Here is a 26,217-nt window from a genome sequence, read left to right on the forward strand (position 1 = left end):
TTATGAGCGAAAAAGCGCATATTCTTATTATTGACGACGAAAAAAACTATCTGCTTGTTCTGCAAACCCTGCTGGAAGACGAAGGATACGCAGTCACCGCCATCAGCGACCCCGAAACCGCTCTGGCCTTTGTCGAAGAAAGCGAAGTCGACGTGGTGGTGACGGACATGAAGATGCCCAAGGTCACCGGGCGTCAGGTGCTTGAAAGAGTCAAAAAAAGCTGGCCCTATATTCCGGTGCTCATCATGACGGCCTTCGGATCCATCGAAAGCGCTGTGGACGTGATGAAGTACGGGGCCTTTGACTATATTACCAAGCCCTTTTCCAATGACGAGCTTTTGCTTTCCATCCATAACGCTGTGGAACTCGCCCGTGCCCACAGGCAGTACCGCCTGCTGCAGGAAGTTATGGAAGACCGCTACGGCGTGCACAAGATCGTGGGGCGCAGCCGCGCCATACGCGACGTGCTTGTCATGGTTGAGCGGGCCGCGCCCAGTCGCTCCACGGTGCTCATCACCGGCGAGTCGGGTACAGGAAAGGAACTCGTGGCACGCGCCATACACTATACAAGTCCCCGCAAGGACAACCCCTTTGTGTCCGTCAACTGTATGGCCCTCAACCCCGGCGTGCTGGAAAGCGAACTTTTCGGGCACGAAAAAGGGTCCTTTACCGGCGCTGTGGCCATGCGGCGCGGCCGTTTTGAACAGGCCGACGGAGGCACGCTTTTTCTGGACGAAATAGCGGAACTCACGCCCGACCTTCAGGTCAAGCTCCTGCGTGTGCTTCAGGAGCGGCGGTTCGAGCGTGTGGGCGGCGGCGAAGAAATTGAGGTGGACATTCGCGTGGTGGCAGCCACAAACAAGGATCTTGCCGCTCTGGTGGAAAAGGGCGCGTTTCGTGATGACCTGTACTACAGGCTCAACGTGGTGCAGGTTCCCCTGCCGCCCCTGCGCGAGCGCCGTGAGGACATCCCGCTGCTGGTGGCCCACTTTGTGGAAAAAGTTTGTGCCGACAACACCATGCCCCCCAAAACGTTCAGCACCGAGGCCCTCAATTACCTGACGGGTTACGAGTGGCCGGGCAATATCCGGCAGCTTGAAAACGTGGTCGAGAGCTGTCTTGTGCTGGTTCCCGGTGCGGTCATCAATGTGGACAATCTGCCCGCAGAGATCCGTGATGAAGAGTCGCAGTTCAAAAGCGCCGTGGACCTTCTGCCCGTGCAGCTGGACCTTGCCGACACTCTGGAAAAAATCGAAGCCGCCCTCATCCGCAGGGCGCTGGTGCGGGCAGATCTTGTTCAGGTTAAGGCTGCTGAATATCTTGGTATTTCAAAGAGCTTGCTGCAGTATAAGCTGAAAAAATACGCCATAACAGGGCACTAGAGCATTTACACTTTTTCAAAGTTAAAATGCTCTAAAACTTTCAGTGTATTTTTGTTGTACAATGACGCAAACAGGCCCGTCTTCAACAGAAGGCGGGCCTGTTTGCATTCCTGCGGGGCACCGCCACAACGTGCGTGGATTCAGCCGAAAAACGCGATTTTCGGCTGAATGACAAATGGAACTATAAAGCATTTCAAAGGTAATCTGATCTGGCGGGCAGCGGGGTGAGGGTGTTGCTCTGGGCACGCTACTGCAGAAGGTATTTTTTTGAATGTATATTTGTAAGGATGCCGTGCCGCTGTGTCCAAGGCACGGCGCAGGTCTGCTGTGCTTGCCGATGGAAGGGGCGGTGGTATCCTTATTTAACTTGTCAAATCAGATTTTTTACGTAAGGATGTTCCATTGCACATACTGCGGCCAGGGCTGCTCGAATCGATGCGCTTTGGGAGCGCGCGTGAAGGGTGGTAACCGTCCTGAAACGCTGATTGATTGATCAGCTAGAACATTTCAAGTGTTAAATGCTCGCGTACGGCAGGCAAAAGCCTGCCTACCCGCATTTCGTGGCAAGGATTTTCAGGAAAGCCCTTGCAGAGCGGTTGACTCAATTCATTCGTAAGATGCTCCAGAGTGGTCGGCCGTGAAAATTTTGACCTCAACGTCTGAAGACTCCCGCTCCGGCGCGTACCGACGGCAGGCGGCGCAAACGCCCGGCGGCAGGGTCTGCGCGCAGGCGCAGGTAAATTTCAGCGTGAAAGTGCGTTAATACTTTTTTTGCCCCAAAATCAGCCGTGTGCCTGTGTCTGCCCGTAAGCGGCAGCAGGCCAGGGAAGACAGGGGCCGGTTTTTTGTCCGGCGGCCGCCCAGGGCGGCCGCCGGAACCGCAGAAAATATGCGCGGTCTGCTCCGGTGCATCAACCTTTGCGGTTGGCCAGACGCTTTTTGAGGTTTTGGGCCACAACCTCAGGGTCCATCGGCTTGCGGGCAATGCCGCTTTCCATGGCGGCTTTGGCGGTGGCGGCGGCCACTCGCGGCGCCACTTCGGGGTTGAGTGTGGAGGGGATGATAAATTCGGGGTTCAGATCTTCCGGCTTGACCAGATCGGCGATGGCGTAGGCCGCCGCGATCTTCATGGCGTCGTTGATATCCGTGGCGGCCACGTCCAGAGCCCCGCGGAAAATGCCGGGAAAGGCCAGTACGTTGTTGATCTGGTTGGGACAATCTGAGCGGCCCGTGGCAATCACTTTCGCCCCTGCGTCCCTGGCGCGCTGGAGCGGCCAGATTTCGGGTATGGGGTTGGCCTGCGCGAAGACAATGGGATCTTTGGCCATGCTGCGGATCATGTCTTCAGTGAGGGTATCGGGGGCGGACACGCCGATGAAAACGTCCGCGCCCTTGATGGCGTCGGCCAGGCCGCCCTTGATTTTTCGGGGATTGGTGCGGCGGGCGATGTCTTCCTTGTAGGAGTTCATGCCCTCGGGGCGGCCTTCCCATATGGGGCCGCGCGAGTCGCACATGATGACGTTTTTCAGGCCAAGCGCCATAAGCAGCTTGATGATGGCAATGCCCGCCGCCCCTGCGCCGCTGGTGACAACGGTGATGTCTTCCAGTTTTTTGTTCACGATCTTGAGGGCGCTGATAAGCCCGGCCAGCGTGACAACGGCCGTGCCGTGCTGGTCATCGTGAAAAATGGGCCCCTTGAAGATGCCGTTCTTTTTCAGGCTGTCTTCAATGACAAAGCACTCGGGAGCCTTGATGTCCTCAAGGTTTACGCCGCCGAAGGTGGGCGACATGAGTTCCACCAGCTCAACGATTTTTGCGGTATCCTTGGTGTTGACGCAAACGGGGAAGGCATCCACATCGCCAAAGGTTTTGAAGAGCAGGGATTTGCCCTCCATAACCGGCATGGCGGCGGCAGGGCCGATGTCGCCCAGGCCCAGCACCGCGGTGCCGTTGGAAACCACGCAGACAAAGTTGGAGTGGTTTGTGTAGACATCAAGGGTTTCGGGCTGGCGGTGGATTTCCATGCAGGGTTCGGCAACGCCGGGCGAATAGGCCAGGGTAAGGTCGTCGGCGTCATTCACGGGCACTTTGACGCGCACCTCTATCTTGCCCTGATACTCCTTGTGCATGGCCAGGGCTTCATCCCGCAGATTCTTGATACGAGACATGATACACTCCTTGACTGTTTTCTGCCTGGGGGGTCGAAAGGAACGGCCTCGCGGGCGGTTAAGGCGAAAAAAACGGCAAGGGGCGCTGAGCGCCGGAATCCCTTGCAGTCCGTAGGTATACAGGAAGAGCCGTGGCAAGCAAACTGCTTCTTCGCGGCCAGCGCCGGCAAGAGGACAGGCAAGCCTGTGATACCAGTTGTTTTTTGAAAACCCGCGTGGCAATGTGAATCATGCCATGGTTACTTACTGTATAAAGGAGATAGATAGCGCCATGACGACCACCAATGCAAATAATGGCAGTGCGGAAAGGCTGCAGGGCAGAAGACGCAGCATTCAGCGTCCGCGTGTGCATGTGGAGGTGTTGTCCTGCCTGTTGGAAGATATACAATCTGGCGTATACCAGGTGGGGCAGAAATTGCCTTCTGAACGCGAACTTATGGATGAATTCGGTGTTGGGCGTCCTGCCGTGCGCGAAGCGCTTTCAGCCTTGGCGCGTATGGGCCTTATAGAGGTGTCGCCCGGCATGCGCGCGCGGGTGTGCCGGCTTACGCTCAACCCTTTGCTGCGTGAAATGCGCGCCACCATGGAAATTTATTCCAGCACGCATGACGGCTGGCGTCAGATGCACGACCTGCGGCAGTTTTTTGAAACGGCGGTGGTGCGTCATGCGGCCCGCCATATGACAGACGAGCATCTGGCGGAACTTGAGCGCATATTGCAACGGCAGCGCATCTTGCTGGACAATTCGGAAATTCGGGAGTTTTCCGAGGCGGACATTGATTTTCACCGCTATCTTGTCCACTGCGTTACGAACAGTTTTCTGGATATCATTTCCAACGGTTTTTCGGGCTGGCTGATCACGCCCCTGTATGCCTCCATGCAGGTGCGCAAGCAGAGCGAACTGGCATACAAGGCTCACGTGCGGATATTTGAAGCGCTGAAGCAACGGGACGCCGACGCCGCGGAAGAGGCCATGTGCGCCCACCTGGGAGAAATGCGCGGCATTTACCAGGTGGATGTCATGTCTGAAACGGAAAAAAACCGATAGAAATCAGGGCGCGTTTACTGTGAAAGGGTCTGACGGTTGCGGGAGCGGGCGCTGGCCGCAAGACTGGAACCAGTTACCCTTCTTCAACGGTAAAAGCGCTAAAAAGTAAAAGCCGCAACGGAACCTCCGTTGCGGCTTTTATAGGCCGGACACCCGGCAACGTCTGTTGCCGCTGCTTCCTTTCGGACCTGACGGAGTTGGCAGTGTTGCCGCCGCCCGGCCTGGCACATGCTTTACCTGCAAAGATGCGGGCTGTCAATGCCCGGCCTGTGTCGCTCCCTTTGCGCGTAGCGTTGCGGTTTTGTTCTTTCGCCAGAGCAGCGACAACGTGAATTCGTTCTATCCCGCGGCTCCGATCCTGGTTTTTTCCCGATTCAGCAGGCCGGGCAGGGCGGTGGCGTTGCTCAATATCCTGTCCATCATGCTGTCGCTCAGGCCGCCCATCTGCTGTAATCGCTGGCGTTCTTGCAGCGGATCGTAGAGCGGCCAGTCCGTGCCGAAGAGTATTCTTTCCGGGGGGCAGGCCGCCAGCAGCCTTTTGACCAGCATGGGGGTCGAAAAGGGCGTGGTGCTGGACGTGTCGAACCAGAGGTTGGGCCGTTCTTTGACCATAAGGGTTTTGAGCGCGTGCGCCCACATCCGGTAGCCGCCGAAATGCGCGGCAATGACCTGAAGCCGGGGAAAGGCGTCCAGAATGGCCGCCAGCTTGTAGGGGCAGGAAGGATTTTTTTCAGGGGAGATTCTGTCGCCAATGTGCATCTCAAACACAAAGCGCCCCTGCGATGCCTCAAAGATGGGCAAAAGGCGCGTGTCGCTGAGCCAGAATCCCTGAAAGTCCGGGTGCAGCTTTATGCCGCGTATGCCGGCCGCTTCCAGGCGGTCCAGTTCCGCTTCCCACTGCTCATAACCGGGATGCACGGTGCCAAAAGCGATAACCTGATCGGGATAGGCCCGTTGCAGGCTGATGGCGTAACTGTTCGCCGGAATGACCTGTGCGGGCGCTGTGGCTGCGCACAGCACCACGCACCTGTCGATTCCGGCCATGCGCTCGCGTTCCAGCAGGTTGTCTATAGTGCCATTACCAGCGCAGGCAACATCATAATGTCCGTTAAGGTGTTCCACGGCCTTGTGCGCAATCTTGGGATGAAAGGCGTGGGTGTGGATGTCGATGTACATGGCTAGGCGTTGCTCACCCCGTTTACGACGTTGACGGGCGTTCCCGCGCTCCAGCGGCGGATATTTTCCGCGGTGAGGTCAATGATGTTCTGCCGCGCCCTGGTAGTGGCCCAGGCGATATGCGGCGTAATAAGCGTATTGGGGGCTGTGAGCAGGGGGTTGTCCGCGCTGGGCGGTTCTTCGGAAAGAACGTCCGTGCCAAGTCCGCCCAGCTGGCCGCTTTTGAGGGCTTCGGCGGCTGCGGCCTCATCAACAAGCGGCCCACGGGAAGTATTGAGCAGTATGGCGCCCTTGCGCATGTTGGCCAGGGTTTTCGCGTTGATTATGTGCCGCGTTTCCTTGGTCAGGGGACAGTGCAGGGAAATGACGTCAGACGCGCAGAGGAGGTGCTCCAGCGTGGCAAAGGCAAAGGGACTGTAAGTGGGCGGATCCTTGGGCACTCGGCAGTGGGCAAGGACGCTCATGCCGAAAGCGTGCGCCAGTTCGCCCATGCGGCGGCCGATGGAGCCAAAACCGACAAGCCCCATTGTCAGGCCCTCAAGGCAGACGGGCGGGATTTTCCAGTAGCACCATTGCCTTGATTTCAGCCAGTCGCCATTTTTCACGCTCTCGGTGTGCAGGCTGGTGTGGCGGCACAGTTCCAGCAGCATGGCCATGGCGTGCTGCGCTACGTCGCTCACGCCGTAGGCCACGACATTGCACACAGGTATGCCGCGCTGGGCCAGTGCGTCGATATCGATGATATTGTACCCGGTGGCCAGCACGCCCACCATGCGCACTCCTTCAATGGCAGGCAGGTCTTCTTTGAGAAGCGGGGTCTTGTTGGTCAACAGAACGTCAGCCCCCTTGGAGCGTTCAGCCAGTTGATCCCTGCTGGTCGACTCGTACACGGTTACATCGCCCAGGGCCTTGATGGGGCCCCAATCTACATCGCCGGGGTTGAGTACCCCACCGTCAAGAATGACAATCTTCATTGAAATATCCTCGCTTGCGGGCAGTGTAGCCCGAGCCGGAAGCCTCCGCAAGTGGACCGGGTCAGGAGGCTTCGGTGGTCTGAACGGGCGCTGGGCCTGACAGTACGTGAACCTTTCCGCCTTTGAGATGTTTAGAGCATTTTAACCTTGAAAAAGTGTAAATGCTCTGACGCTGCACGAAAGAACAGCGCTCCGCTACGTGGCGTGGATTTTGCCGCGAATCGCATTTTTCGGCTGAATGACAAATTGAAATGTGAAGCGTTTTAAAGGTAACCCGAACTGGTTCAGTACCATTGAGAATGGATATTCTCAATGCGAAAATGCTCTAAATGGTTGCAGACGCCGCTGCGGCGCGCGTGGCTGAACGGATGCGCCGCGCCTGCGCCTCACTGCGGGCGTCTGCCTCGCAATCGGTCAAGCGGTGTCGCCGTGAGCGTGCTGAAACATACCGTATTTTGGTGGTTGGAAATAGAATGCAAAGAAGGCCACCCTTGGGGGTGGCCTTCAAGTTCGTCACACAGACCAGAGGTCTAGTGGGCGATCACGCGGAAGTCGTCGCGGCGGTTCTTGGCCCAAGCGGCTTCGTTGTTGCCCTGCACGGCGGGGTTTTCCTTGCCGTAGCTGATCATTTCAAGCTGGTTGGGGTTCACGCCAAGCATAACCAGGTATTCGTACGCAGCGCGGGCGCGGCGTTCGCCAAGGGCGAGGTTGTATTCCTGGGTGCCACGATCGTCGCAGTTGCCTTCGATGCGAACGCGGATGCTGGGGAACTGCTTCATCAGATCAGACTTCTGCTTCAGCATTTCTTTGTACTGGTTTTCAACGTTGAATTTGTCGAAAGCGAAGTACACGCGGCCATCAGTGATCTGCTGGACAGCAGCGCGCATTTCAGGGGTCATGCCATCGTCATAGCCGGGTTCGCCAGTGGTCTTTTTTGCACAACCAAAACCGGCGGCCAGAGCCATAACCAGAGCGAGAATAAGAGCGTAGCGTTTCATTGTGTCCTCCTGAACAGCTCATTCTCCAAGAAATTAATACCTTTCCTTTCTGCACACATAAGGGCGCATTGCCCTTGCATAACAGATGGTATCTGCACCGTAATTTTTGTCAAGAAGTGTGTTGGGTTTTCGGCCCACTTTCGTAAAATATTTTTTACCCGGTATGGCGTGAAATCGTTGAAAACCGGGTGAAAAATATTTTTATCCAATCAATCAACCGTAATAATTATTTTTGCACCCCAGGCATGCCCCAGCGGGGAAATGACGCATTTCCACCACCGGTGGGCACCCGTTTGGCGTCGCCGCCATGCCGTGTGATCAGGTAAACGCCGCGTCCGCCGCCGCGTGAGGACGCAAATGCGATAAAGTAGCTGTCCGCACAGAAGGCGGGCTGCTCGTCGCTGCCGGGGCCAAAGGTCACCTGGCGCTCCATGCCCGTGAGCATGTCCTGCACAAAGATGCGGTGGCCGTAATCCGTCATGCGGCTGTATACCACAAGGGTTCCGTCAGGCGAAAGGTTGGCTTCGGAATTGTAGGTGCCGTTTTTGCTCACCCGCGTAATGGAACCGCTGCCGAGGTCTTTGAGGAAGATCTGGGGGCCGCCCAGCCGCGAGGAGGTAAAGGCCATCTTGGTGCCTGTGGCGTCAAAGGTCGGCGATACGTTGATGGAGTCGCCCTGCTCAAGCACTTTTTCTTTCTGGAAAACGTGGTTGAGCTGGAAGATAACGGGGTATTTGCCGTTGGAAAGAGCCACGGCCACCTTGTTGTCGGGCATGAACGCAGGCCCGATGACCACGTTGCCGGGGAAGCGGATACGCTGCACTTTGCCGGTGGCGCGGTCCCACACGCCCAGAGCGTGCGACTGGGGGTCGATCTGGGTAAAGACCACAAACCGGCCATCAGGGGACCATGCCGGAGACATGGCCTCGCCGGGCATATTGGTGATCTGGCGCAGATCGCGGCCCGTGGGCTTGACCAGCCAGACGTTGGAGTCCATCTTGCCGTTTTTCTTGACGAAGGCCAGCGTGGAGCGGAAGAAGGAACCGTTGCCCGTCAGGGCCTCCAGCAGGTCGGCACAGAAGCGGTCCGCCACTTCGGGCAGATCGCGGGAGCTGACCTTGGGATATTCCTTGCCAAAAAGGCGGCCGCCGGTGTTGGTTTCAAAGGCGCGGATCTGCACAGGGCGGGTGCCGCTGTCGCCTTCAGGCCAGAATGTGGTCACCACAATGTCGGACCCGGCAAGCTGAAAGCGCTTGAAATCCAGTGAGGGCGGCTCGTAACCGGCCAGAACCACGCCGCCCAGCACGGCCTTGGGATCGGTCAGGCGCATGAAGGGCAGAAAGCTCAGGTTTTCCTGAACAATCTTTTGCAGGTCTGCGCCCATGCCCGAGGCCGGCGTCTGCGGGCCTTTGAGGGGCGCGGCCAGAGCCAGGTTGACGATGTTCTGGCCCGGACCATAAATGTCCACGCGCATGGCGGCCTGTGCCCCGCTTCCCAGGGCCAGCCAGAGCCCCAGAGCCAGGAGAAGAAGCAGTTTTTTCATGGCGTCAGCAGTCCTTGTTGCATCGGCGCGCTAACGGCGCACCAGGGTAAGAGTTATATCCAGCGTTGCGTCAAGCCCTTCGGGAGGCGGCGGAATGCTGCCAACCTTGCCAATGCCTTTGCGCACGAAGGAATCGAGCATTCTGTCGCCGCTTTTCTCAATAAGGGCGGCATCCTCAATGGCCCCTGTCTTGGGGTTCACCTTCAGACTCACCGTAGGATAATAGGTACCGGGCGGTGTTTCAACCGGTATGATGATGGACTCGGCAAGCTGCCGCGTCACATTGGAAAAATATTTGCCGTAATCTTTGCCGTACTTGTACTGGGCCTTTTTGTCCGGGCCGTAGAGTCTTTTTTCACCCGAGGTGGGCGCGGATATGGCCGGGGGCGCGGCTGCGCCGCGGCTTACGGGCCCTGCGACGTTGCCGGGAACAGACTGTTTTTGCCCTGCATCGGGTACGGTTGGCAAGGGCGATGGCGCGATGGTCAGGGGAGATGCCTGCACCTGTGCCGGTGGCGCGCTTTTTGCCTCGCCCGCCTTATCCTTGCCCTTATCACTGCCCTGATCCTTTTTCGCCTGCGCCCCCCCAAGGCTTACCTTGGCCGGGGTACTGTCCTGACCACGGCCTGCCACTGGCGCCGCCTTTTCGGTGGTTTTTCCCGCCTTGCCGCCAGAGCGCTCTTTGACGGGCGGCGCGGGAGCCACAACCGTGGGTTTGATATCGGGCAGATCCTTGCCGGTAGCTTTGGCGGCCTCTTCCGCCCTTTGGCGCGCGCGCTCTTCCGCGCCAGCGGCCATGTTGTCGCTCATGGCGGCCTGAGCCTTGACGCGGGCTCGCTCCTCAAGGCGCAGCGATTCCGCATCGTCCGGGATCTGGTTGCGCGTCTTGCCCTTGGGCGTGCCCGTCCAGAAGGACAGGTGCACTTCCAGCGGTTTTTCGTGAGGCGTTCTGCCAAATGAACCGACCTGGCGCACCGCGCCGCAGGCGGAACTGTCCAAGGCTTCCATGCCCGAGGGACGCACCGGGGTGCAGCTCAGCACATGGCCTTTGCCGTCGACCCCCACTTTCAGCTGTACCTGAAAGTCGCCTTTCAGGGCCGGGGGCGGAGCCCATATGTCCACTATCTTATCAAGCATTTTCCCGGCATAGCCGCCCGAAGCGTCCGCTGTGGACATGGCGGCGGCCCGGGCCCCTGTCGCCGTGAGGCTCAGGGTCAGTATGCCAAGAAGCTGAAACAGTCTGCGGGAAAAATAGAGAAGCGACGTGCGCTGCGCGGATGGCATGGTGACCTCCTGTAGGCACAGAATAGCCTGTATGTTAAAACGGACGTCTGGTATCTCCGTCCATCGTGAAGAAAAATTCTATCTGACAATCCTGGCCAGAGGGGGGCGGCGCAAAGCCCCCTTCCCTGTCCGTACGTATAATGGCGTTGTGCGCCGACGCGTCAAACTGCTCGTTGCCAGAGCGTTGCACCATTGTAATCTGCTGCACTTTACCGCTCTTGTCCACTGCTACGACGAGCAGACATTTGAGCCACACGGGATGCGCCGACGTGAAGCCCCAGTTGGCACGCACCTTTTCAGGCATCAGCTCCCAGGCTGTTTTGGCATTGGGCCGGGATGGCGTGTTCTCTGACGTTTTTCCGGCATCGGCCGGGATCTGAGGGGCTGATGTCACACCAGCGCATGAAGTCAGAAGGAGCGCAAGACATAGCGTACAGAGTATACGCACCAGTGCGCGTCCTGTGATCATGCGCAAAAGCGGCATCGCGGCCTCAGATCCCTTTGCGGGTGTGGAGTTGCTGGCGTTATCTGCCCATCAGTTCGTCATAGGTGAACACAAGGTCCATGTCGCCGTATTCCGCGGAAGGCGGGGCGGGGAAGTCCCCGCTCTGGCTGGTGCGGATGATGGCGTTCACCGTGGAGGCGTCAAACTGGGAGTTGCCCGAGCTTTGCGATATGACGGCCTGTTGCACCTTGCCCTGCATGTCCACGCGCACGTGCACGACGCAGCTCAGGTTTCTGCGGCTTGCCGAGGTAAAGCCCCAGTTGGGGCGTACCGCCAACATGACCTGTCCCTGATAGACGTCGCCGAGTCCGCCGCCGCCGGGGCCAGAGCCTTCGCCGCCGCCGCCTCCGCGATTGCCGCCGGCCCTTTTCTGGGCCTGGGCAAGGGCCTGTTCAACGGCATTGCCCCTGTCGCCCGAATCCGCGCGTGAAGTGGCGTTGCGCTTGGCCTGTTGCAGGGCTGCGGCCACCGGATCTTCCGCAGGCTTCTGGGGACCTTTTTTGTCGTCTTTTTTGGCAGGCTCCGGTTTTTTCTGATCCTTGGGCTTTTCAGCTTCCTTGGGTTTTTCCGGTTCCTTGGGCTTGTTTTCTTTTTTGGCGGCCACTGGCGTAGCGTCCGGCTTGGGCTCGGGCTTGGGTTCCTGTTTCGGTTCCGGTTTGGGCTCGGGTTTCTTGACCGGGGCCACATCGTGCTTGGGCGGCGGCGTCACGGGAGAAGGCTGTTTTACTTCAACCCGTTCCGGGGCGGCAACTTCTGCCTTGGGCGCGGGCGGAGTGGGCGCAAGAGGTCCGTCGCCCGGCGCGCCCATATGCCCGAGAATGGGGGACGGCGTACGGTTGCCGCCAGGCGCGCCTTCCACCAGGCTGATCATGACAGGAGGCGCGTCAAGCCGGACAGGCGGGGGGCTGGGCCAGAACCAGATGAGCAGAAAAGCCGCCAGGTGCAGGCACAGGGAAAGAACATACGAGGCCAGACGCATACAAAAACCTACTTCGGGGCGCGGGCAGGGGCGGTTTTGCCGCCCTTGGCCGGGGCTTGATCGGGCTGTTCGGCGATGACGCCGAGCTTTTCAATGCCAACGGCCTTGATATGTCCCATAACTTCCACCACAGTGCCGTAAGGTACAGCCTTGTCTGCCTGAAGGAAGAGCGTTTTATTTTTTTCTTTGACCAGGCGTTGCAGGTAGCCTTCAAGGTCTTCCATACTGTCCACGCCGTATTCGTCCAGGTATATCTTGCCGTCGTTGCGCACGGTAAGCACCATATGGTCGGCTTCAGTGGGCAGCACTTCAACCTGCGTGGTCTGGGGCAGGTCAACTTCAAGCCCCTGGCTCATCATGGGCGTTGCCACCATAAAAATGATGAGCAGCACCAGCATGACGTCCACAAAGGGCGTGACGTTGATATCCGAAACGAATTTGTTGCCGCCTCCGACGTTGGCACCCATGCTACATCTCCGTGGCGCCCGTGCGCTGCACGGGCCGGTGGGCATTGAGTTCGCGCTGTACGCGGTTCAGGAAGACGCCCGCAAAGTTGACCAGCAGCGTGTCCACCTGAGAAAGCTTGCCCATAAAGATGTTGAAGCCGATGGTGGCGGGCACGGCCACAGCGAGGCCGATGGCGGTGGCGACCAGGGCTTCGGAAATGCCGGGAGCCACGGTGGCCAGTGAGGCGGATTTGAGCATGCCTATGGAGTGGAACGAGCTCATGATGCCCCACACCGTACCGAACAGGCCGATAAAGGGCGCGGTGTTGGCCGTGGTGGCCAAAAGCGAAAGCGAGCGCTGCAGGCGCGCCAGTTCGCTGCCCACACCCTGGCGCAAGGCGCGGCGGACGTTGTCCACCACAACTTCGCTGCTGTTGCCCAGCTCCTTGGAGCGGTTGAATTCCAGCACGCCCTGGTGTGCTATATAGTAGAGGGGAGATGCGGGATCGGCGCCGAGAGATTGCACGGCTTCACGCAGGTTGGGGGCTTTTTCAAACCCTTCCGTGCCGTTGAGCGCCTTGTTGTTGGCGGCGCTGAGCGCGAAAAATTTCTGGATCATCAGGCCCCAGCTGATAATGGACATAACGACCAGAAGAGCCAGCACCGCCTTGGCCACCAGGCTCGCCTGGGCAATCATTGAAAAGAAACTGAATTCCATGAAGTTCTCCATAAGTGCGCAGCAGCCGTGTTTTTCACAAATCGCCGCAAGTAGTGCCGGAACGCAGGGCGCAAAAAAGCGCCGGTCATGACGGCAGCGCCGTCACAGCCGCATAAGGCTCTGGCGGAGAATGCAACGAGTGGGGCAAAGTTTCAAGATTTTTTTTAGACCTTTTGCCCCTGGCTCGCTATGGGCGGGGTTTTGAAACCTGCACGCCGAAACGGAATGCACCTGTCCGGGCGGTTCGTCAAGTCCGATGATTGACAAAGCTCGGGCCTGCGCCCGCGCGGCGCGGTCTTGGTCACCCATATGGCGGCAGTTGCGCGCGGCAGCGGCCTTGTGCCCCCTGCCGACTTTTGTCTGAAAAACAGGCCGTGTAGCCCCGCAGAGCGTTTTTGACGGCCTGAATGCCGCCGGTTTTCCCGAGGCCCGCTGTGCCATGCTCGGTATCGATAGTATATGAAGAAGTTTTTTTGGCAAGCCGGGTGAAAAAAAGCCCGGGCCACGCAGGACGGTGGGGGAATTCCACCCGGCGGTATGAAATATTTTATATTTATTTTTTTCATTGAGTCCTATATGCTTGGGCGCGTATTGCCGAGCCAGCCGGGCCATGCCGGGCCATGCCGGGCTGACCAGCGTGTCACGTCGAGGGTGTGCCGGGCCATGTTGCCAATGACGTGTTGCGCGTTGTATGCAGGCAATGCAAGAGCCACCTTCCCATACGCCGCTTCCAGGGCGCGTGCCACCTCTTCAATTACGGCGGTTTCAGTGATTCGCTCGTCAATCCTCTTTTTTGCGCTCCTGTTGGTCTTTTTTTGCTCCCCATCCATCGCGGCACAGCGCGGTGCGGGGCCTGGGGCTGCTGTTCCGCTTTTTCAGGGGCAGCGCAGTCTTGGGCAGCAGGACGGAACAAGGGCAGGTACGGGAAAAAATGATGCCGGGGCGATGCGCATAGCCATGCACGATGCCGTAAGCCGCGCTCTGGAGTTTAACCCCAGCCTCGGTTCGCAGGAGGCGCAGGGGCGCTCGTCGGAGGAAAGCCGCAAGTCCGCGCGCGGCGCTTTTGGCCCCAGGCTTGGCATGACCTATTCAACGGCCAAGCAGGAAAAAACGAGCAGTCCCTCCACGGTCAAGCCGCCAAAGATGGGCTCGTACAGCTGGGGCGTGGAAGTTTCACAGCCGGTGTTTCAGGGCTTCAAGCTGCTGGCGAACTACCAGAAGGCCGCCCTCCAGGCCGACAGCGACAAGGCGGCCCTGCGCAATGCCGAACTGTCCATGACGGAACAGGTGCAGGCGCAGTTTCTGAATCTTTTGCGCTATGAAGAGAGCGTGCGCAGCGAACGTGACGCCCTGGCGCGTCTGCGTGATCAGTTGCGCATCACCACGGCCTTTTTTGATGTTGGTCTGCGCCCCAGGCTTGATGTGCTGCAGGCCGAAGTCGACGTGTACCAGGCGGAAAATTCGGTAATCATCGCTGAAAACAATCGTGAGACCAGCCATGCCCGGCTGAACACGCTGCTGGGGATTCCGGCCACCGCGCAGGTTAATTACACGGGGCAGCTTGCCCACGTGCCCTTTACACTGTCGCTGGAGCAATGCCTTGAGGCTGCCTATCGCCAGCGCCCGGATCTGTATATGGCCGCCAAGTCGGTGGAGATCGCCGGCAAGAATCAGCAGGCTGTACAGAGCGACTATTATCCGCAGGTAGAGGGCTACTATAATATAACCCAGAGCGGCAACACGCCCGACCTGCAAAAGGACGGCAGCAACGGTTCGCGTTCGCAGACCTGGGAAGTGGGCGCGCGCGCCACCTGGAATGTTTTTCAGTGGGGCACTACCTATTACGCCGACAAGGAAGCCGGATGGCTTGTCACCAAGATGCGCTATGAGGCTGAAAATCTGAAGCTCAGCGTGGGGTATGACATCAAGTCCAAGCTGCTGGCCGTGCGTGAAGCGGAAAAACGCATTAATGTGGCGGAAAAAACCGTGGAGCAGGCCACCGAGGCCTACCATGTGGCCTTGGCCCGCTACCAGGAACAGGTGGGCACCAACTTTGACGTGTTGGACGCATCGTCCAAGCTCACCACGGCCCAGGCAGCCCTGACGGGGGCCAAGGCCGACTATCTTACTGCCCTGTCGCAATTGTATGTGGCCATGGGCGAATTTCAACCGGACCTTATGAGGCGCTGACCCGAATGCCTGGCGCGCCCAAGCACAAGCGAAAGAGGAATGAAAGAACCCTACCTTACAATTACGCCCCTGGGGGGCCTTGGAGAAATCGGCCTTAACTGTCAGTTGTGGGAAACCGCAGGCGGCGTGGTCATGGTGGACTGCGGCCTTATGTTTCCTGACGACGCCCATCTGGGCGTGGACGTGGTTATCCCGCATTTTGGCGCAGTCAGCGCCATAAAAGATAAATTGCTCGGCATTGTGCTCACGCATGGGCACGAAGACCACATCGGGGCTCTGCCCTGGCTTTTGCCCGAACTCAAGGGCACGCGCATCTTTGGTTCGCGTTTTACCCTTGCCCTTGTGGAACACAAGCTGCGCGAGCGTGAAATTCTCGACTGGGCGGAACTGTGCCCCGTGAACGCGCAAACGGTGCTGCCCCTGGGCGACCTGACCTTCCATTTTTTTCCGGTCTGTCACTCCATTCCCGAAGGCTTCGGCCTTGGGGTGGAAACGCCCATCGGGCGCGTTGTCCACAGCGGCGACTTCAAGATCGATCCGCATCCTCTTGACGGCACGGGCACGGACCTGGGCGTTTTTCGCGATTTCGCGGGGCCGCAGGGCGCGCGTCTTCTGCTTTCAGATTCCACAAACGTCATGCGTGAGGGGCATTCTCTCACGGAAAGAGAAGTCAAGGATTCGCTGGAAAAGATTTTTGCCAGGGCGGAAGGACGCATTGTCATTACGCTTTTTTCAAGTCATATCCAGCGGATACAAGAGGTGTTCGATCTTGCGCGCGAATTCGGGCGTACCGTGGTCATCAGCGGAAAGTCCCTGGCCAACAATATAGAGATGGCCCGTGATCTTGGCATAGCCAAGCTGCCGCCTTCGTTTTTCAACGCCCATAACGGCGTGCCCGATCTGCCTGACGACGAGCAGGTTCTTGTGGTCACTGGCGCGCAGGGCGAACCCATGTCGGCCTTGTCGCGCATGGTGCTTGGCGGCCACCGGCAGCTCGAGATCCGCAAGGGCGATACCGTGGTCATGAGTTCGCGCATGATTCCGGGCAATGCCAAGGCTGTGTCCAAGCTCATCAATGAAATGTACCGCATGGGCGCGGAAGTGCTGTATGAAAGCGTCCACGCCATACACGCATCGGGCCACGCCCAGCGCGAAGAGCTGCGGGCAATGTTCGAGGCCGTGCGGCCCGAGCTTTTCGTGCCCGTGCACGGCGAGTACCAGCACCTTGTAAAACACGGCCGCCTGGCTGTGGAGTGTGGCGTCAAAGAAGAGAACGTCATTCTTCTGGAGGACGGGCAGCCCCTGACCCTGCTGGAAGATTCCTTCAGGCTGGAACAGAAGGTGTCCGTGGAGTGTACGCTCGTGGACGGCAAGGGCGTTGGCGATGTGGGCTATGCCGTGTTGCGTGAGCGCCGCATCCTCGGCGATGAGGGCATGGTCATTGTTGTGCTGGTTGTGGATTCGGAAACCGGCAGCGTGTTGCACGGGCCGGAGATGATCTCCAAGGGCTTTGTGTTCGAGCAGCACTACAGCCACCTGCTTGAAGACGCCAAATGTCTTGTGCTGGACGAAATTGAAGCGGCCCGTCCCGGGCAGCTCAATCGCATGCAGGAGGGCATACGCTCGTCGCTGCGGCGTTTCTTCCGCCGTGTGCTTGAGCGTGATCCTGTGGTGGTGGCCATTATCAGCGAGGTTTAGCGCAGCTTCAAAGCAAAACAGCTTTGGCGGCGCGCGGGCAGACGCCAGCAGTGGAGGCCAGACGCGGTTTGCCAGAGTTGCCAAACGTCGCAACGGCGCGCCATACGCGTTGAGAGTGTGTGTTTGCACCTGTGGCCTGCTCGTAGCTGGCGTGGTTGGCCGTTACGGGCCAGTGAGGCCAGCGCGAGTCTTATGGGCCGGTGCTGACCGTCGCGGGGCGCAGGGGGACATCGGGGGTATGTGGCGCGCAAGAACTGGAGCCCCTGGGGCGCGCAGACCTTCGGCATGTCGCTGCCGTACCGGAGGCCTGGCGTTTGTCCTTGGGGTGCGCGGTCAGGCCGGGAAACTCCGGATGTTGTCTTCAGCCCGTGCGAAACGGAAAGTAGCGGTTCCGGCGCGTCTTGGGCGATGCAGTGGCCTGCGCTCTAGGGGAAGTGCGCCGGGAGCCAGCGTTGTCAGGTACGGGCTCGAGTGAGGCTGTTCTTCTTTTCGAAGCATGCCGGGTGTTGTCGTGCGACATGCGTCGTGACGGCATGGATATTGCTTTTTCATGACAAGAAATTGGCGGCGGTAAAAACTGCCGCAAGGAGCTGTCATGAACAAGGCAAGCGAGGCTGCCAGGTTTCCCTATATTATGCTGTGCACTGCTCTTTTGGGTTGTGGGCTGTTTTTCGGCATGCTGCTCTGGCAGGAAGGCGGAGGCCAGAAGATTCGGGATGGACTGCTGTATGCTCCCGGTTTTGTTGTCAAAGCTGAGGTGGTGGATGTGATGCGGGTTGTGCCCCTTGCCGGAGCCAGGCTGCGCAGCCCAAGCGTTGATGCCGATACAGGGTATGTAGTGCAACTGGCACATTGACGCTACGCGCATTGCGACATTGTCTCTGCGGGCAGAACACCCGGCGCGCCTTGCGGCATGTAGCCGCAACGCCGCGCAGGTGTGTCTGGCCGCCTTTTTGCGGTCTGTGGTCGCGCTGGCGGCAGCCCCGATATGACGCAAAATTCGGAAGTTCAATGCTTTTTGCATAAAATACGCAAAAATTTTTAAAAATATTGCAAATGCAACGTCAGGCTCCGTCGATTTCGTATACCTTGCAGTTATGGAATGCCCGATTTTTTGAATTTCGTGCGTGAGCTTTACGGTGTGAATAAAAGGTTGAACGCAAAGGGGCGCAAGGTTGCCTAGTAATTTACTAGGTCGTCTTGACGGAGAAAGGCCTATACCTTATCCAGTATGCACTTGTTTACGCGACTGGCACGGTGTCCTTGACCGCGCAGCATTCATGCCCTATTTTTACCACTTCACACCATACTAAAACGTAGGTGTTTCCTGGCTTCAAAAAGTCGGGATCACGCTACGACGTAAAAAGGGTAAAACTCCGTCATGAATTGGGATTGGGATAAGCTACAAGAAAAGCGGCAGCGGCAGCAGGGAGGCAATCCTCCACCCCGACCACAACGAGAGACAGAACCAGATGATGAAGGGCAGGAACGCCAGCAGGCCCCCCGAGCAAAGCGTACCCCTTTTAATAGACCCGGCGGAGGGGACGAAAATCCCTTCAAGAAGCTTTCGCAATTACGGTTTCCCAATGGAAGAGGGTTTTTGCTTGTAGGGCTTGGAGTCGTGGTTCTCTGGCTGCTGTCAGGCATTTATATAATCAATCCGGATGAACAGGGCGTTGTGCTGCGGTTTGGCAAATATAACCGTACTGAAGGCCCCGGGCCGCACTATGCGCTGCCCGCGCCCATAGAAAGTGTATACAAGCCCCAGGTAACCCAGGTGCTTCGCAGTGAGGTCGGGTTCCGTTCCGTGGGGCAGAGCGCGACCTTCCAGCAGGGTCAGGTGCGTACCGTTTCGGAAGAAGCGTCGATGCTCACCGGGGACGAAAATATCGTCAACGTCCAGTTCAGCGTGCAGTACAAGATAGACGACCCGGTACAGTATCTTTTTAACGTCAGCGCGCCCACCGCCCTCGTTCGCAACGCCGCCGAGGCGGCCATGCGCGAGGTTATCGGCAACAGCCAGATCGACTCGGCCATCACCGATGGCAAGCTGAAGATCCAGAGCGAAGCCACCCAGCTTTTGCAGACGATTCTTAACCGTTACGGGGCGGGTATTCAGGTGCTGGCCGTGCAGCTGCAGGATGTGCACCCCCCGCACGAAGTTATTGACGCATTCAAGGATGTGGCCAGCGCAAGAGAAGACAAAAGCCGCATCATCAATGAGGCTGAAGCCTACCGCAACGAACTTCTGCCCAAGGCACGAGGTCAGGCGGCGGCCATGCTCAACGAGGCAGAAGCCTATCAGGCCACGCGCGTGCGCAACGCCGAGGGTGAAACCTCCCGCTTCGACGCCCTGAGCGCGGAGCACAGCAAGGCTCCCAAGGTTACGGAACAGCGCCTTTACTATGAAGCAATGGAAGATATTCTTGCCGGCGCGGATGAAAAGGTGCTTCTGGACGGCCCTGCGGCATCGCGGGCCCTGCCCTACCTGACCTTGCCCGGAGTGGGCGCGCCAGCTGCCCCCAGGGTTTTGGAGAAGAAGTGATGCGTAATAATTCTTTGACAATAGTGATAGTGTTGCTGGTTGTTGCGGTTGTTGGCAGTCAATGTTTTTTTACTGTGCATCAGACGCAGACAGCCCTGGTGCTGCAACTGGGTGAACCCCTGGATAGGGTGTATGAACCCGGACTGCACTTCAAGATGCCTTTTATCCAGAATGTGGTGTACTTCGACTCGCGGGTGCTGGACTACGAAGCCCGCTCGCGTGAGGCCTTTACAGTAGATAAAAAGGCCATTGTACTTGATAACTACGCCCGCTGGAAGATTATTAATCCTTTGCAGTTTTATCGTACCATGCGCTCCATCCCTGGCGCGCAAGCACGACTTGACGATGTTGTTTACTCCCAGTTGCGGGCCCTGGTGGGCGCATACACGCTTACAGAAGTTGTTTCATCCCACCGCGCGGCCATCATGAAGGAAGTGACAAATAAAGTTTCAGCCCTGATGCACAGTTACGGTGTCGAAGTGCTGGACGTGCGCATCAAGCGCACAGACCTGCCGCCGGAAAACCAGCGTGCCATCTTTGGGCGTATGCGGGCCGAGCGTGAACGCCAGGCCAAGCAGTACCGCTCTGAAGGTGAAGAAGAGTCCACGCGCATCCGGTCCGATGCAGACCGCCAGCGCGCTGTCATTCTGGCTGAAGCTGCGCGAGAAGCGCAGATTACGCGAGGCACGGGCGATGCCAAGGCCGCCTCTGTCTACGCACAATCCTATAACAAGGCTCCCCAGTTTTACGCGTACCAACGCTGGCTGGAAGCCATGCGAAAATCTCTCAAGGAGAACAGCAAGATGGTGCTGGCCAACGAAGCGCCTCTTCTTAATCCTCAACATTGATGACGCGGTTTCGCCGCGTTACGGAGTCCAAGACCATGCCTGCCTTTGCAGAAATATACGAACGTATCAAGCTGGCGACAAACAGCCGCACCCAGGTTGAATTGGCCGAAGTGCTGGATATACGTCAGTCGAGCATCTCCGATGCCAAACGACGCAATTCAGTGCCTGGCGACTGGTTTATGAAACTGTTTGAAAAATTCGGGCTAAACCCCGACTGGCTCAAACAGGGCATAGGCCCCATGTACCTACGCACTGAACAGGGCTATATGCCGCAGGACGCCCCTGCCTCCCTGGCTGAAAGCGCCGTCCACTACGGCGATACCCTGGCCAGAGGAGTTGTGGTTTCCATCTATCAGATGCGCTCTGACTACAGTGATGACCAGCCGCGACCGTTCCTGGATATAGCGGGCAAGATATCGCTGCCGCATTCGTTTACACGAGACGGACTTTGCGTGTTGCGCATGCGCGGAACCAACATGATCCCCACCGTGATGCCCGACGCTCTTCTTGGCGTGGACACCCTGGATAAGGACGTGATTTCGGGGCGCATATACGCGCTTTTCGCACCCAACGAGGGCGTGATCCTGCGGCGTGTGTTCCTGAATGGCTCCCAGGATGGCTATATATTGCGCTCTGATTCGGCGGATTTTCCTGAAACTACACTCACGCCGGACCTGCTGGCCAAGCGTCTGTTGGGTCGGGTGGTATGGATTCTTCAGGAACTTTAAGAATGCGCCTGAGCCCGGTTGGTAACGTGGCGTTGCCTTTATTCAGGACTGCCTGGCTGGTCTGCTGTCTGACGTGCTGTATGCTTGCGGCTGCCTGTGGCGGTGCGCACACCGAGCCCGTGTCCCCCCCAGACCAGGCCAGCCCGGCATTTACGGGATATGGCAAAACCACTGCCACCGACCTTCCGGCCAAGGGCGTTGTGCCGGGCGTCCCGCAAAACGGCGAAGCCGTTGCGGCGCCTTCCGGCCAACCCCTGCAATCTCCGTCCGGCAGCCTTGCCGGGCAGAGCATTGAAGGGCTCCCCCTCGTGTGGCAGCCCCTGGCCCGGCGGCTCGCTGCCGATGGGCTTTCAGGCCCCAGGGTGGACGCCCTGTTGGCCACGCTCGCGCCCGTGCCCAGTCAGTCTCCCATGGGGCGCAAAATGCTTGAGTTGTATAAAAGCCGCTTCATGCCCAAGCCGCCCTCCGTCACTCCTCCGGCAACGCAATATTATAAGGGCGTCGTAACGGAACAGAACGCGCGCCTGTGCCGTGATTTTGTGGCCGAGCACAAGCTGGCCTTCAGCCAGGCCCAGACCAGGTTTGGCGTGCCTTCGTCCGTGGCGGTGGCCCTCCTCTTTGTGGAGACGCGCCTTGGCAAGATACTTGCCGATGTGCCCGAAAACGCGCTGTTCACCCTGGCGAGCATGGCGGTAAGCCGCCAGCCTGACGATATCAGTCAATGGTTGCCCCGCATGCCGGGCTATGAAGAGCATCTGCCCTGGTTTGAAGAAACCATGCCCAAGCGCGCCGACTGGGCCTATAAAGAAGTGCGTGCTCTTGTCACCCATATTTTGCAGGATGATCTGGACCCCCGGTATTTGCCGAGTTCCATTTACGGGGCCGTGGGGCTTTGCCAGTTCATGCCTTCCAATATCGCGGCATACGGCGCGGACGGCGACGGAGACGGCAAGGTGGACCTGTTTCACGTGCCCGACGCCGTGGCCAGTCTGTCCAACTATCTTGCGCGGCATGGCTGGAAGCCGGGCATAAACCGCGCCCAGCAGCACAAAGTGCTCATGGCCTATAATAAATCGGTCATCTACGCCAACACCATTCTGGCTTTGGCGGACCTCGTTGCCAAGCCCGCCATTCCTGTCAAAGCCGCCGGACCCGGCAAACCGGATAACGCCGCTCAAAAAGGCAAAATTACCAGCAGCGGCACGGCCGGGCAGGGCGGAAAATCCCTGCCCAAGGGCAAGGCTCCATCCGGCGGCATACCGTCGGGCGGCCAGAAAACATCCAAGTAACTCTTTTCCGCAGTCTGAACGGCCGCCTTTCATGAGGGACTGGCTGCGGCATCCGAATCCCTGGGCGTATGCCCTAGACCAGATTAACTTTGAGAATGGACATTCTCAAAGTTTAAGACACGCATGCTTCGGCGCTTAACAGCGCAAATAAATTGCGCTTACGCCTTCGCTGCGGGCGCCTGCTCACGCAGTCGCCAGAGCAATTTCAAAGTGAAAATGCTCTAAAGCCCTGGCGCCTTAAAATCCCTTCGCCCGCGGCCTGAGCGGACGCCGGTGGGGCAGGGGCGGTGAACGCCGGCAGCGCCCCCCAAAGCGGACAGAACCGTTGATTTTTCACTGTCGGCCATCATGAGCGCGGTGTAAACAATGAAAAGGCTGCCCCACAAACCGCAAAGCTGCGGCACCGTGAGAGGCGTGACATATTATTTGAAAACATATATTCTCAAAAGCAAGCTGCTTCACGGGCGTCAGTTTCTCTCAAGGAATTCTTTCATCAGTCGATAAACAAGATATGGGGCTTTGCCCCATGCGTGGCTGCCTGTCCCGTCAACAGGAACATTTCTGGAACACTGTGTTTGCAGAAATGCCAAAGCCACGATGCCGGGCTGTGCCCGGCTCCGGCCCGTTCATTCTCCATCGCATCGGCGCAAGCCGGACGTGGCGCTTGAAGTGGGTATTTGCGGTAGTGTGCCCGCAAATCGTCCGGCGTTCTAACGAGCGCCGGACGCGCGTTTTTTGGGCCGGCGCATGTCAGGAACGCATGTTCTCCGCAGCTTTTCTTGCCATCGGGCCCATCGGGTGGCATACTTTCGACATGAAGTGCACATCGCGGTCCGACTCCTCCACGGCAAGGGCGCCACGTCCTCTGGCCGATCTTCCACGGTTGCCCGGCCTGGGGCGTCAGGTGAACGCTGTTCCCGGGGACGATGCCTGTTTCGCCCTGTGGAACAAATACGACATGCTGCCCAATATCAGGCGGCACTCTTTGCTGGTGGCCCATATTGCCACGTCTCTGGCTGTCAGGGCTGCGGATCTCGGCTTTGACGTCAATGTTGATGAAGTGCGCGCCGGAGGCTTGCTGCACGACATAGCCAAGACCTATTGCGTGCGCCACGGCGGCAGCCATGCCCAGGTGGGCGCAGCCTGGGCAGTGGCTGAAACCGGCGATTACGCCATCGCTCAGGGCGTTATGATGCATGTCTGGTGGCCGTGGCCGCTCCCTGAAGGAAGCGGCATCTGCGCCCTGCCTTTTTTCGTGATGTATGCTGACAAAAGGGTCAGGCATGATGCCTGCGTCAGCCTGGAAGAGCGGTACGATGATCTGCTGGGCCGCTATGGACACAGCGAGGCTGCCCGTGAAGGAATTTACGCCGCCTTCCATCAGGGGAAAAATATTGAAAGCGCGCTCTCGGCGCAGTTGGGATGGACTCTGTATGAAGATTCTTTTGATTGCGGGCGGCTGGTCCCCTGAACGTCAGGTTTCACTGAGCGGCGCGCGAGCCATGGTTCCGGCCCTGGAAGCGCGCGGCCATCAGGTCACTTTTTTTGACTTGCTTGCTGACTTCAACCGCTTGCTGGATGAAGCCAAAAAGCATGATTTCGCCCTCATCAACCTGCACGGCGCTCCGGGCGAAGACGGCCTTGTGCAGGCCATGCTGGAGCGCGTGGGCTGCCCCTATCAGGGCTCTGGCCCTGCGGGTTCTTTTCTGGCGCTCAACAAATGCGCGGCCAAGCAGCTCTTCCGCCTGGCGGGCCTGCCCACCGCCGACTGGGAATTTGTGCCCCTGCCGCCCGAAAAGGGCTGGCAGCCGCTTCTGCCGTATCCGCTCTTTGTCAAAAGCAATACCGGAGGATCTTCCTTGCGGCTTGGCCGCGCCGCCAACCGCGTCGAGCTTGACGACATCATGGGCCAGATATTCGCTGCCGGTGAAGAGGTCATTATGGAGCCGGTTCTGCATGGCAAGGAAGTGACGTGCGGCATCCTGGGCGAGGAACCTCTGCCCCCCATTCTTATCGAACCCGTGGCTGGCGACTTTTTCGACTACGAAAGCAAGTACGCGCAGGACGGCGCACGCGAAATATGCCCGGCGCCCATCGGTGACGAGATTACGGTTCGCGTGCAGGAGCTGACCCTGGCCGCGCACAGGGTGCTTGGTCTCAGGGGCTACAGCAGGGCAGACTTCATTCTTGGCCCGGATGAAAGCCTCACGCTTCTTGAGGTCAACACGCTGCCCGGCATGACCGCGACCAGCCTTGTGCCGCGTGAAGCCAGAACCATAGGACTGGATTTTGGCCAGTTGCTTGAGCGTCTTATGGAACTGGGACTTGCGGACTGCGGCAAAAAATAGTTTTTCGCGGCGTCGGGCACGGTCATTGGCGATGCTGTCGCCGTCCGCAAGGCTCCTTTGCCATTGGCCGCAAGGCTCTTTGGTCGCCTGACACTGCGCGTGAAATTGTTCCGGCAACTGCGAGAGCGGGTGCCCGCCGCAAGGAGCAGGCGTGGATTCTCTCCGCTGTTACGTGCCGCAGCGGGCGAATTGCGGCTTTTGGGCCGCGTATCCTCAGTGGTACTCCGCCTTGGGGGCAGCTTTTGCAGGCAGCCTGATATGCCTGCATACGGATATGGCAGGAAAGTATGGCACTGATCGGCCCGCCACGGCATCGCGTCATGGCGGGCCGTGGCTTCCCCGAGGCGGGGCATGCTTTGCGGCGGCAGATTGCAGCTCCATTTATGACCGGCACCCTTCAACAGTTATGGTCTTATGTCTGATAGAAAAAAATTGCCCGGCCATCTGGCGGCCCTGTTCTGCACGCTTGTATGGGGTACCACGTTCATTTCCACCAAGGTGCTGCTGCGTGATTTCAGCCCCATAGAAATACTTTTTTTCCGGTTTGCCCTGGGCTTTACGGCCTTGTGGCTGGCCTGTCCGCACGCGTTGCGGCTTACGGAACGCAAACAGGAATGGCTGTTCGCCGGGGCCGGGCTTGCCGGTGTAACACTGTATTTTCTGCTGGAAAATATCGCCCTTACCCACACGTTCGCATCCAATGTGGGCGTTATCGTGGCCGTGTCGCCGTTTTTCACGGCCTTGCTGTCCTTCTGGCTGCTGAAAGCTGAAAAACCCGGCCTCAACTTTTTTCTTGGCTTTACGGCGGCCATTGCAGGCATCGGACTCATAAGCTTCAGCGGCAGCACGCAGTTGCAGCTCAACCCTCTTGGGGACCTGCTGGCAGTGCTGGCCGGGTTGGCCTGGTCCTTTTACTCCATACTTACCCGCAAGATTCTGGCCCTTGGCTATAAAAGTCTTCAGGTGACCCGGCGCTGTTTTTTTTACGGCCTGCTGTTCATGCTTCCCTGCCTGCCCTTCATGAATTTTCACTGGGATCTGGCCCGGTTTGGCGCTTTTGTAAACTGGAGCAACGTGGTCTTTCTGGGCCTCGGCGCGTCGGCCCTGTGCTTTGTGGCCTGGACATTCGCCATCAAACGGCTGGGAGCCGTGCAGAGCAGCGTGTATATTTATCTTGTGCCGGTGGTGACAGTCATTACCGCCGCCCTCATCCTGCAAGAGCGCATAACCGGGATGGCGGCACTGGGCACAGCGCTGACCCTGGCAGGCCTTGTGGTGTCCGAAATACGGCAGTTTGGCGTGAGAAGAAAAGCCGAGTCCCTGCAACGGCGGGGACAGGAAAACACATAA

22 protein-coding genes and 1 other RNA gene are annotated in these 26,217 nt (G+C 58.4%); 12 read left to right on the forward strand and 11 right to left on the reverse strand.

Features of this window, described 5'->3' with window-relative positions; all coding sequences use genetic code 11:
• Positions 1 to 2 precede the first annotated feature (2 nt).
• Positions 3 to 1,382: a sigma-54-dependent transcriptional regulator gene (locus tag ACZ5DH_RS02185; protein WP_291302938.1), complete on the forward strand. Its 1,380-nt coding sequence runs from the start codon at positions 3 to 5 to the stop codon at positions 1,380 to 1,382.
• Positions 1,383 to 2,293: 911 nt separating this feature from the next.
• On the opposite strand, the gene ACZ5DH_RS02190 is transcribed toward ACZ5DH_RS02185, so the two are convergent.
• Entirely contained in the window at positions 2,294 to 3,550 is a 1,257-nt protein-coding gene (locus ACZ5DH_RS02190) for an NAD(P)-dependent malic enzyme (RefSeq protein WP_464255527.1), read from the reverse strand.
• Between the two features lie 271 nt (positions 3,551 to 3,821).
• Between ACZ5DH_RS02190 and ACZ5DH_RS02195 the strand changes: the two genes are divergently transcribed.
• On the forward strand, positions 3,822 to 4,598 hold the full coding sequence (locus ACZ5DH_RS02195) for an FCD domain-containing protein (protein WP_464255528.1): 777 nt from the start codon (positions 3,822 to 3,824) through the stop codon (positions 4,596 to 4,598).
• A gap of 136 nt (positions 4,599 to 4,734) precedes the next feature.
• Here ACZ5DH_RS02195 and ffs read toward each other — a convergent pair.
• The 10 genes from ffs to tolQ all read right to left on the reverse strand — a co-directional run bounded on the left by ffs (position 4,735) and on the right by tolQ (position 13,221).
• Positions 4,735 to 4,824, reverse strand: an RNA gene (gene ffs, locus ACZ5DH_RS02200) — signal recognition particle sRNA small type.
• Between the two features lie 113 nt (positions 4,825 to 4,937).
• Entirely contained in the window at positions 4,938 to 5,774 is an 837-nt protein-coding gene (locus tag ACZ5DH_RS02205) for an amidohydrolase family protein (RefSeq protein WP_464255529.1), read from the reverse strand.
• 2 nt (positions 5,775 to 5,776) lie between these two features.
• Positions 5,777 to 6,748, reverse strand: coding sequence for a D-2-hydroxyacid dehydrogenase (locus ACZ5DH_RS02210; protein ID WP_464255530.1), 972 nt, complete (start codon positions 6,746 to 6,748; stop codon positions 5,777 to 5,779).
• Between the two features lie 530 nt (positions 6,749 to 7,278).
• Positions 7,279 to 7,746, reverse strand: a complete 468-nt coding sequence (pal, locus tag ACZ5DH_RS02215) for a peptidoglycan-associated lipoprotein Pal (protein WP_291302933.1) — start codon at positions 7,744 to 7,746, stop codon at positions 7,279 to 7,281.
• Positions 7,747 to 7,972: 226 nt separating this feature from the next.
• Positions 7,973 to 9,289 carry a translocation protein TolB gene (locus tag ACZ5DH_RS02220; RefSeq protein WP_464255531.1) on the reverse strand — a complete coding sequence of 439 codons (1,317 nt, stop codon included), beginning with the start codon at positions 9,287 to 9,289 and terminating at the stop codon, positions 7,973 to 7,975.
• Positions 9,290 to 9,319: 30 nt separating this feature from the next.
• Entirely contained in the window at positions 9,320 to 10,573 is a 1,254-nt protein-coding gene (locus tag ACZ5DH_RS02225; RefSeq protein WP_464255532.1) for a TonB C-terminal domain-containing protein, read from the reverse strand.
• Between the two features lie 34 nt (positions 10,574 to 10,607).
• Complete coding sequence (locus ACZ5DH_RS02230) at positions 10,608 to 10,967, reverse strand: energy transducer TonB (RefSeq protein WP_464255533.1); 360 nt, start codon at positions 10,965 to 10,967, stop codon at positions 10,608 to 10,610.
• Positions 10,968 to 11,097: 130 nt separating this feature from the next.
• Positions 11,098 to 12,057 carry an energy transducer TonB gene (locus ACZ5DH_RS02235; RefSeq protein ID WP_464255534.1) on the reverse strand — a complete coding sequence of 320 codons (960 nt, stop codon included), beginning with the start codon at positions 12,055 to 12,057 and terminating at the stop codon, positions 11,098 to 11,100.
• 8 nt (positions 12,058 to 12,065) lie between these two features.
• Positions 12,066 to 12,524 (reverse strand): ExbD/TolR family protein, encoded by a 459-nt coding sequence (locus tag ACZ5DH_RS02240; RefSeq protein WP_179981077.1) that lies wholly within the window; start codon positions 12,522 to 12,524, stop codon positions 12,066 to 12,068.
• 1 nt (position 12,525) lies between these two features.
• Positions 12,526 to 13,221 (reverse strand): protein TolQ, encoded by a 696-nt coding sequence (tolQ, locus tag ACZ5DH_RS02245; protein ID WP_291302927.1) that lies wholly within the window; start codon positions 13,219 to 13,221, stop codon positions 12,526 to 12,528.
• Positions 13,222 to 13,989: 768 nt separating this feature from the next.
• Between tolQ and ACZ5DH_RS02250 the strand changes: the two genes are divergently transcribed.
• From ACZ5DH_RS02250 to ACZ5DH_RS02295, 10 genes are all read left to right on the forward strand, one after another.
• Positions 13,990 to 15,411, forward strand: coding sequence for a TolC family protein (locus tag ACZ5DH_RS02250; RefSeq protein ID WP_464255535.1), 1,422 nt, complete (start codon positions 13,990 to 13,992; stop codon positions 15,409 to 15,411).
• Positions 15,412 to 15,450: 39 nt separating this feature from the next.
• Complete coding sequence (locus ACZ5DH_RS02255; RefSeq protein ID WP_464255536.1) at positions 15,451 to 17,109, forward strand: ribonuclease J; 1,659 nt, start codon at positions 15,451 to 15,453, stop codon at positions 17,107 to 17,109.
• A 595-nt stretch (positions 17,110 to 17,704) separates the two neighbouring features.
• Complete coding sequence (locus ACZ5DH_RS02260) at positions 17,705 to 17,965, forward strand: hypothetical protein (RefSeq protein WP_464255537.1); 261 nt, start codon at positions 17,705 to 17,707, stop codon at positions 17,963 to 17,965.
• A 525-nt stretch (positions 17,966 to 18,490) separates the two neighbouring features.
• Entirely contained in the window at positions 18,491 to 19,654 is a 1,164-nt protein-coding gene (gene hflK, locus ACZ5DH_RS02265; RefSeq protein WP_464255538.1) for an FtsH protease activity modulator HflK, read from the forward strand.
• Positions 19,654 to 20,502 (forward strand): protease modulator HflC, encoded by an 849-nt coding sequence (gene hflC / locus ACZ5DH_RS02270; RefSeq protein WP_464255539.1) that lies wholly within the window; start codon positions 19,654 to 19,656, stop codon positions 20,500 to 20,502. Before hflK ends, hflC begins: the two co-directional genes overlap by 1 nt.
• 35 nt (positions 20,503 to 20,537) lie before the next feature.
• On the forward strand, positions 20,538 to 21,230 hold the full coding sequence (locus tag ACZ5DH_RS02275) for a LexA family transcriptional regulator (RefSeq protein WP_464255540.1): 693 nt from the start codon (positions 20,538 to 20,540) through the stop codon (positions 21,228 to 21,230).
• Positions 21,231 to 21,349: 119 nt separating this feature from the next.
• Positions 21,350 to 22,519, forward strand: coding sequence for a lytic murein transglycosylase (locus tag ACZ5DH_RS02280; RefSeq protein ID WP_464255541.1), 1,170 nt, complete (start codon positions 21,350 to 21,352; stop codon positions 22,517 to 22,519).
• Positions 22,520 to 23,279: 760 nt separating this feature from the next.
• On the forward strand, positions 23,280 to 23,990 hold the full coding sequence (locus ACZ5DH_RS02285) for an HDIG domain-containing metalloprotein (RefSeq protein ID WP_464255542.1): 711 nt from the start codon (positions 23,280 to 23,282) through the stop codon (positions 23,988 to 23,990).
• Positions 23,953 to 24,867 (forward strand): D-alanine--D-alanine ligase family protein, encoded by a 915-nt coding sequence (locus ACZ5DH_RS02290; protein ID WP_464255543.1) that lies wholly within the window; start codon positions 23,953 to 23,955, stop codon positions 24,865 to 24,867. The genes ACZ5DH_RS02285 and ACZ5DH_RS02290 overlap by 38 nt, the downstream gene beginning before the upstream one ends.
• A 414-nt stretch (positions 24,868 to 25,281) precedes the next feature.
• A complete protein-coding gene (locus ACZ5DH_RS02295) occupies positions 25,282 to 26,217 on the forward strand; it encodes a DMT family transporter (RefSeq protein ID WP_464255544.1) in 936 nt (311 codons plus the stop codon).

Source organism: Desulfovibrio simplex (assembly GCF_055387835.1).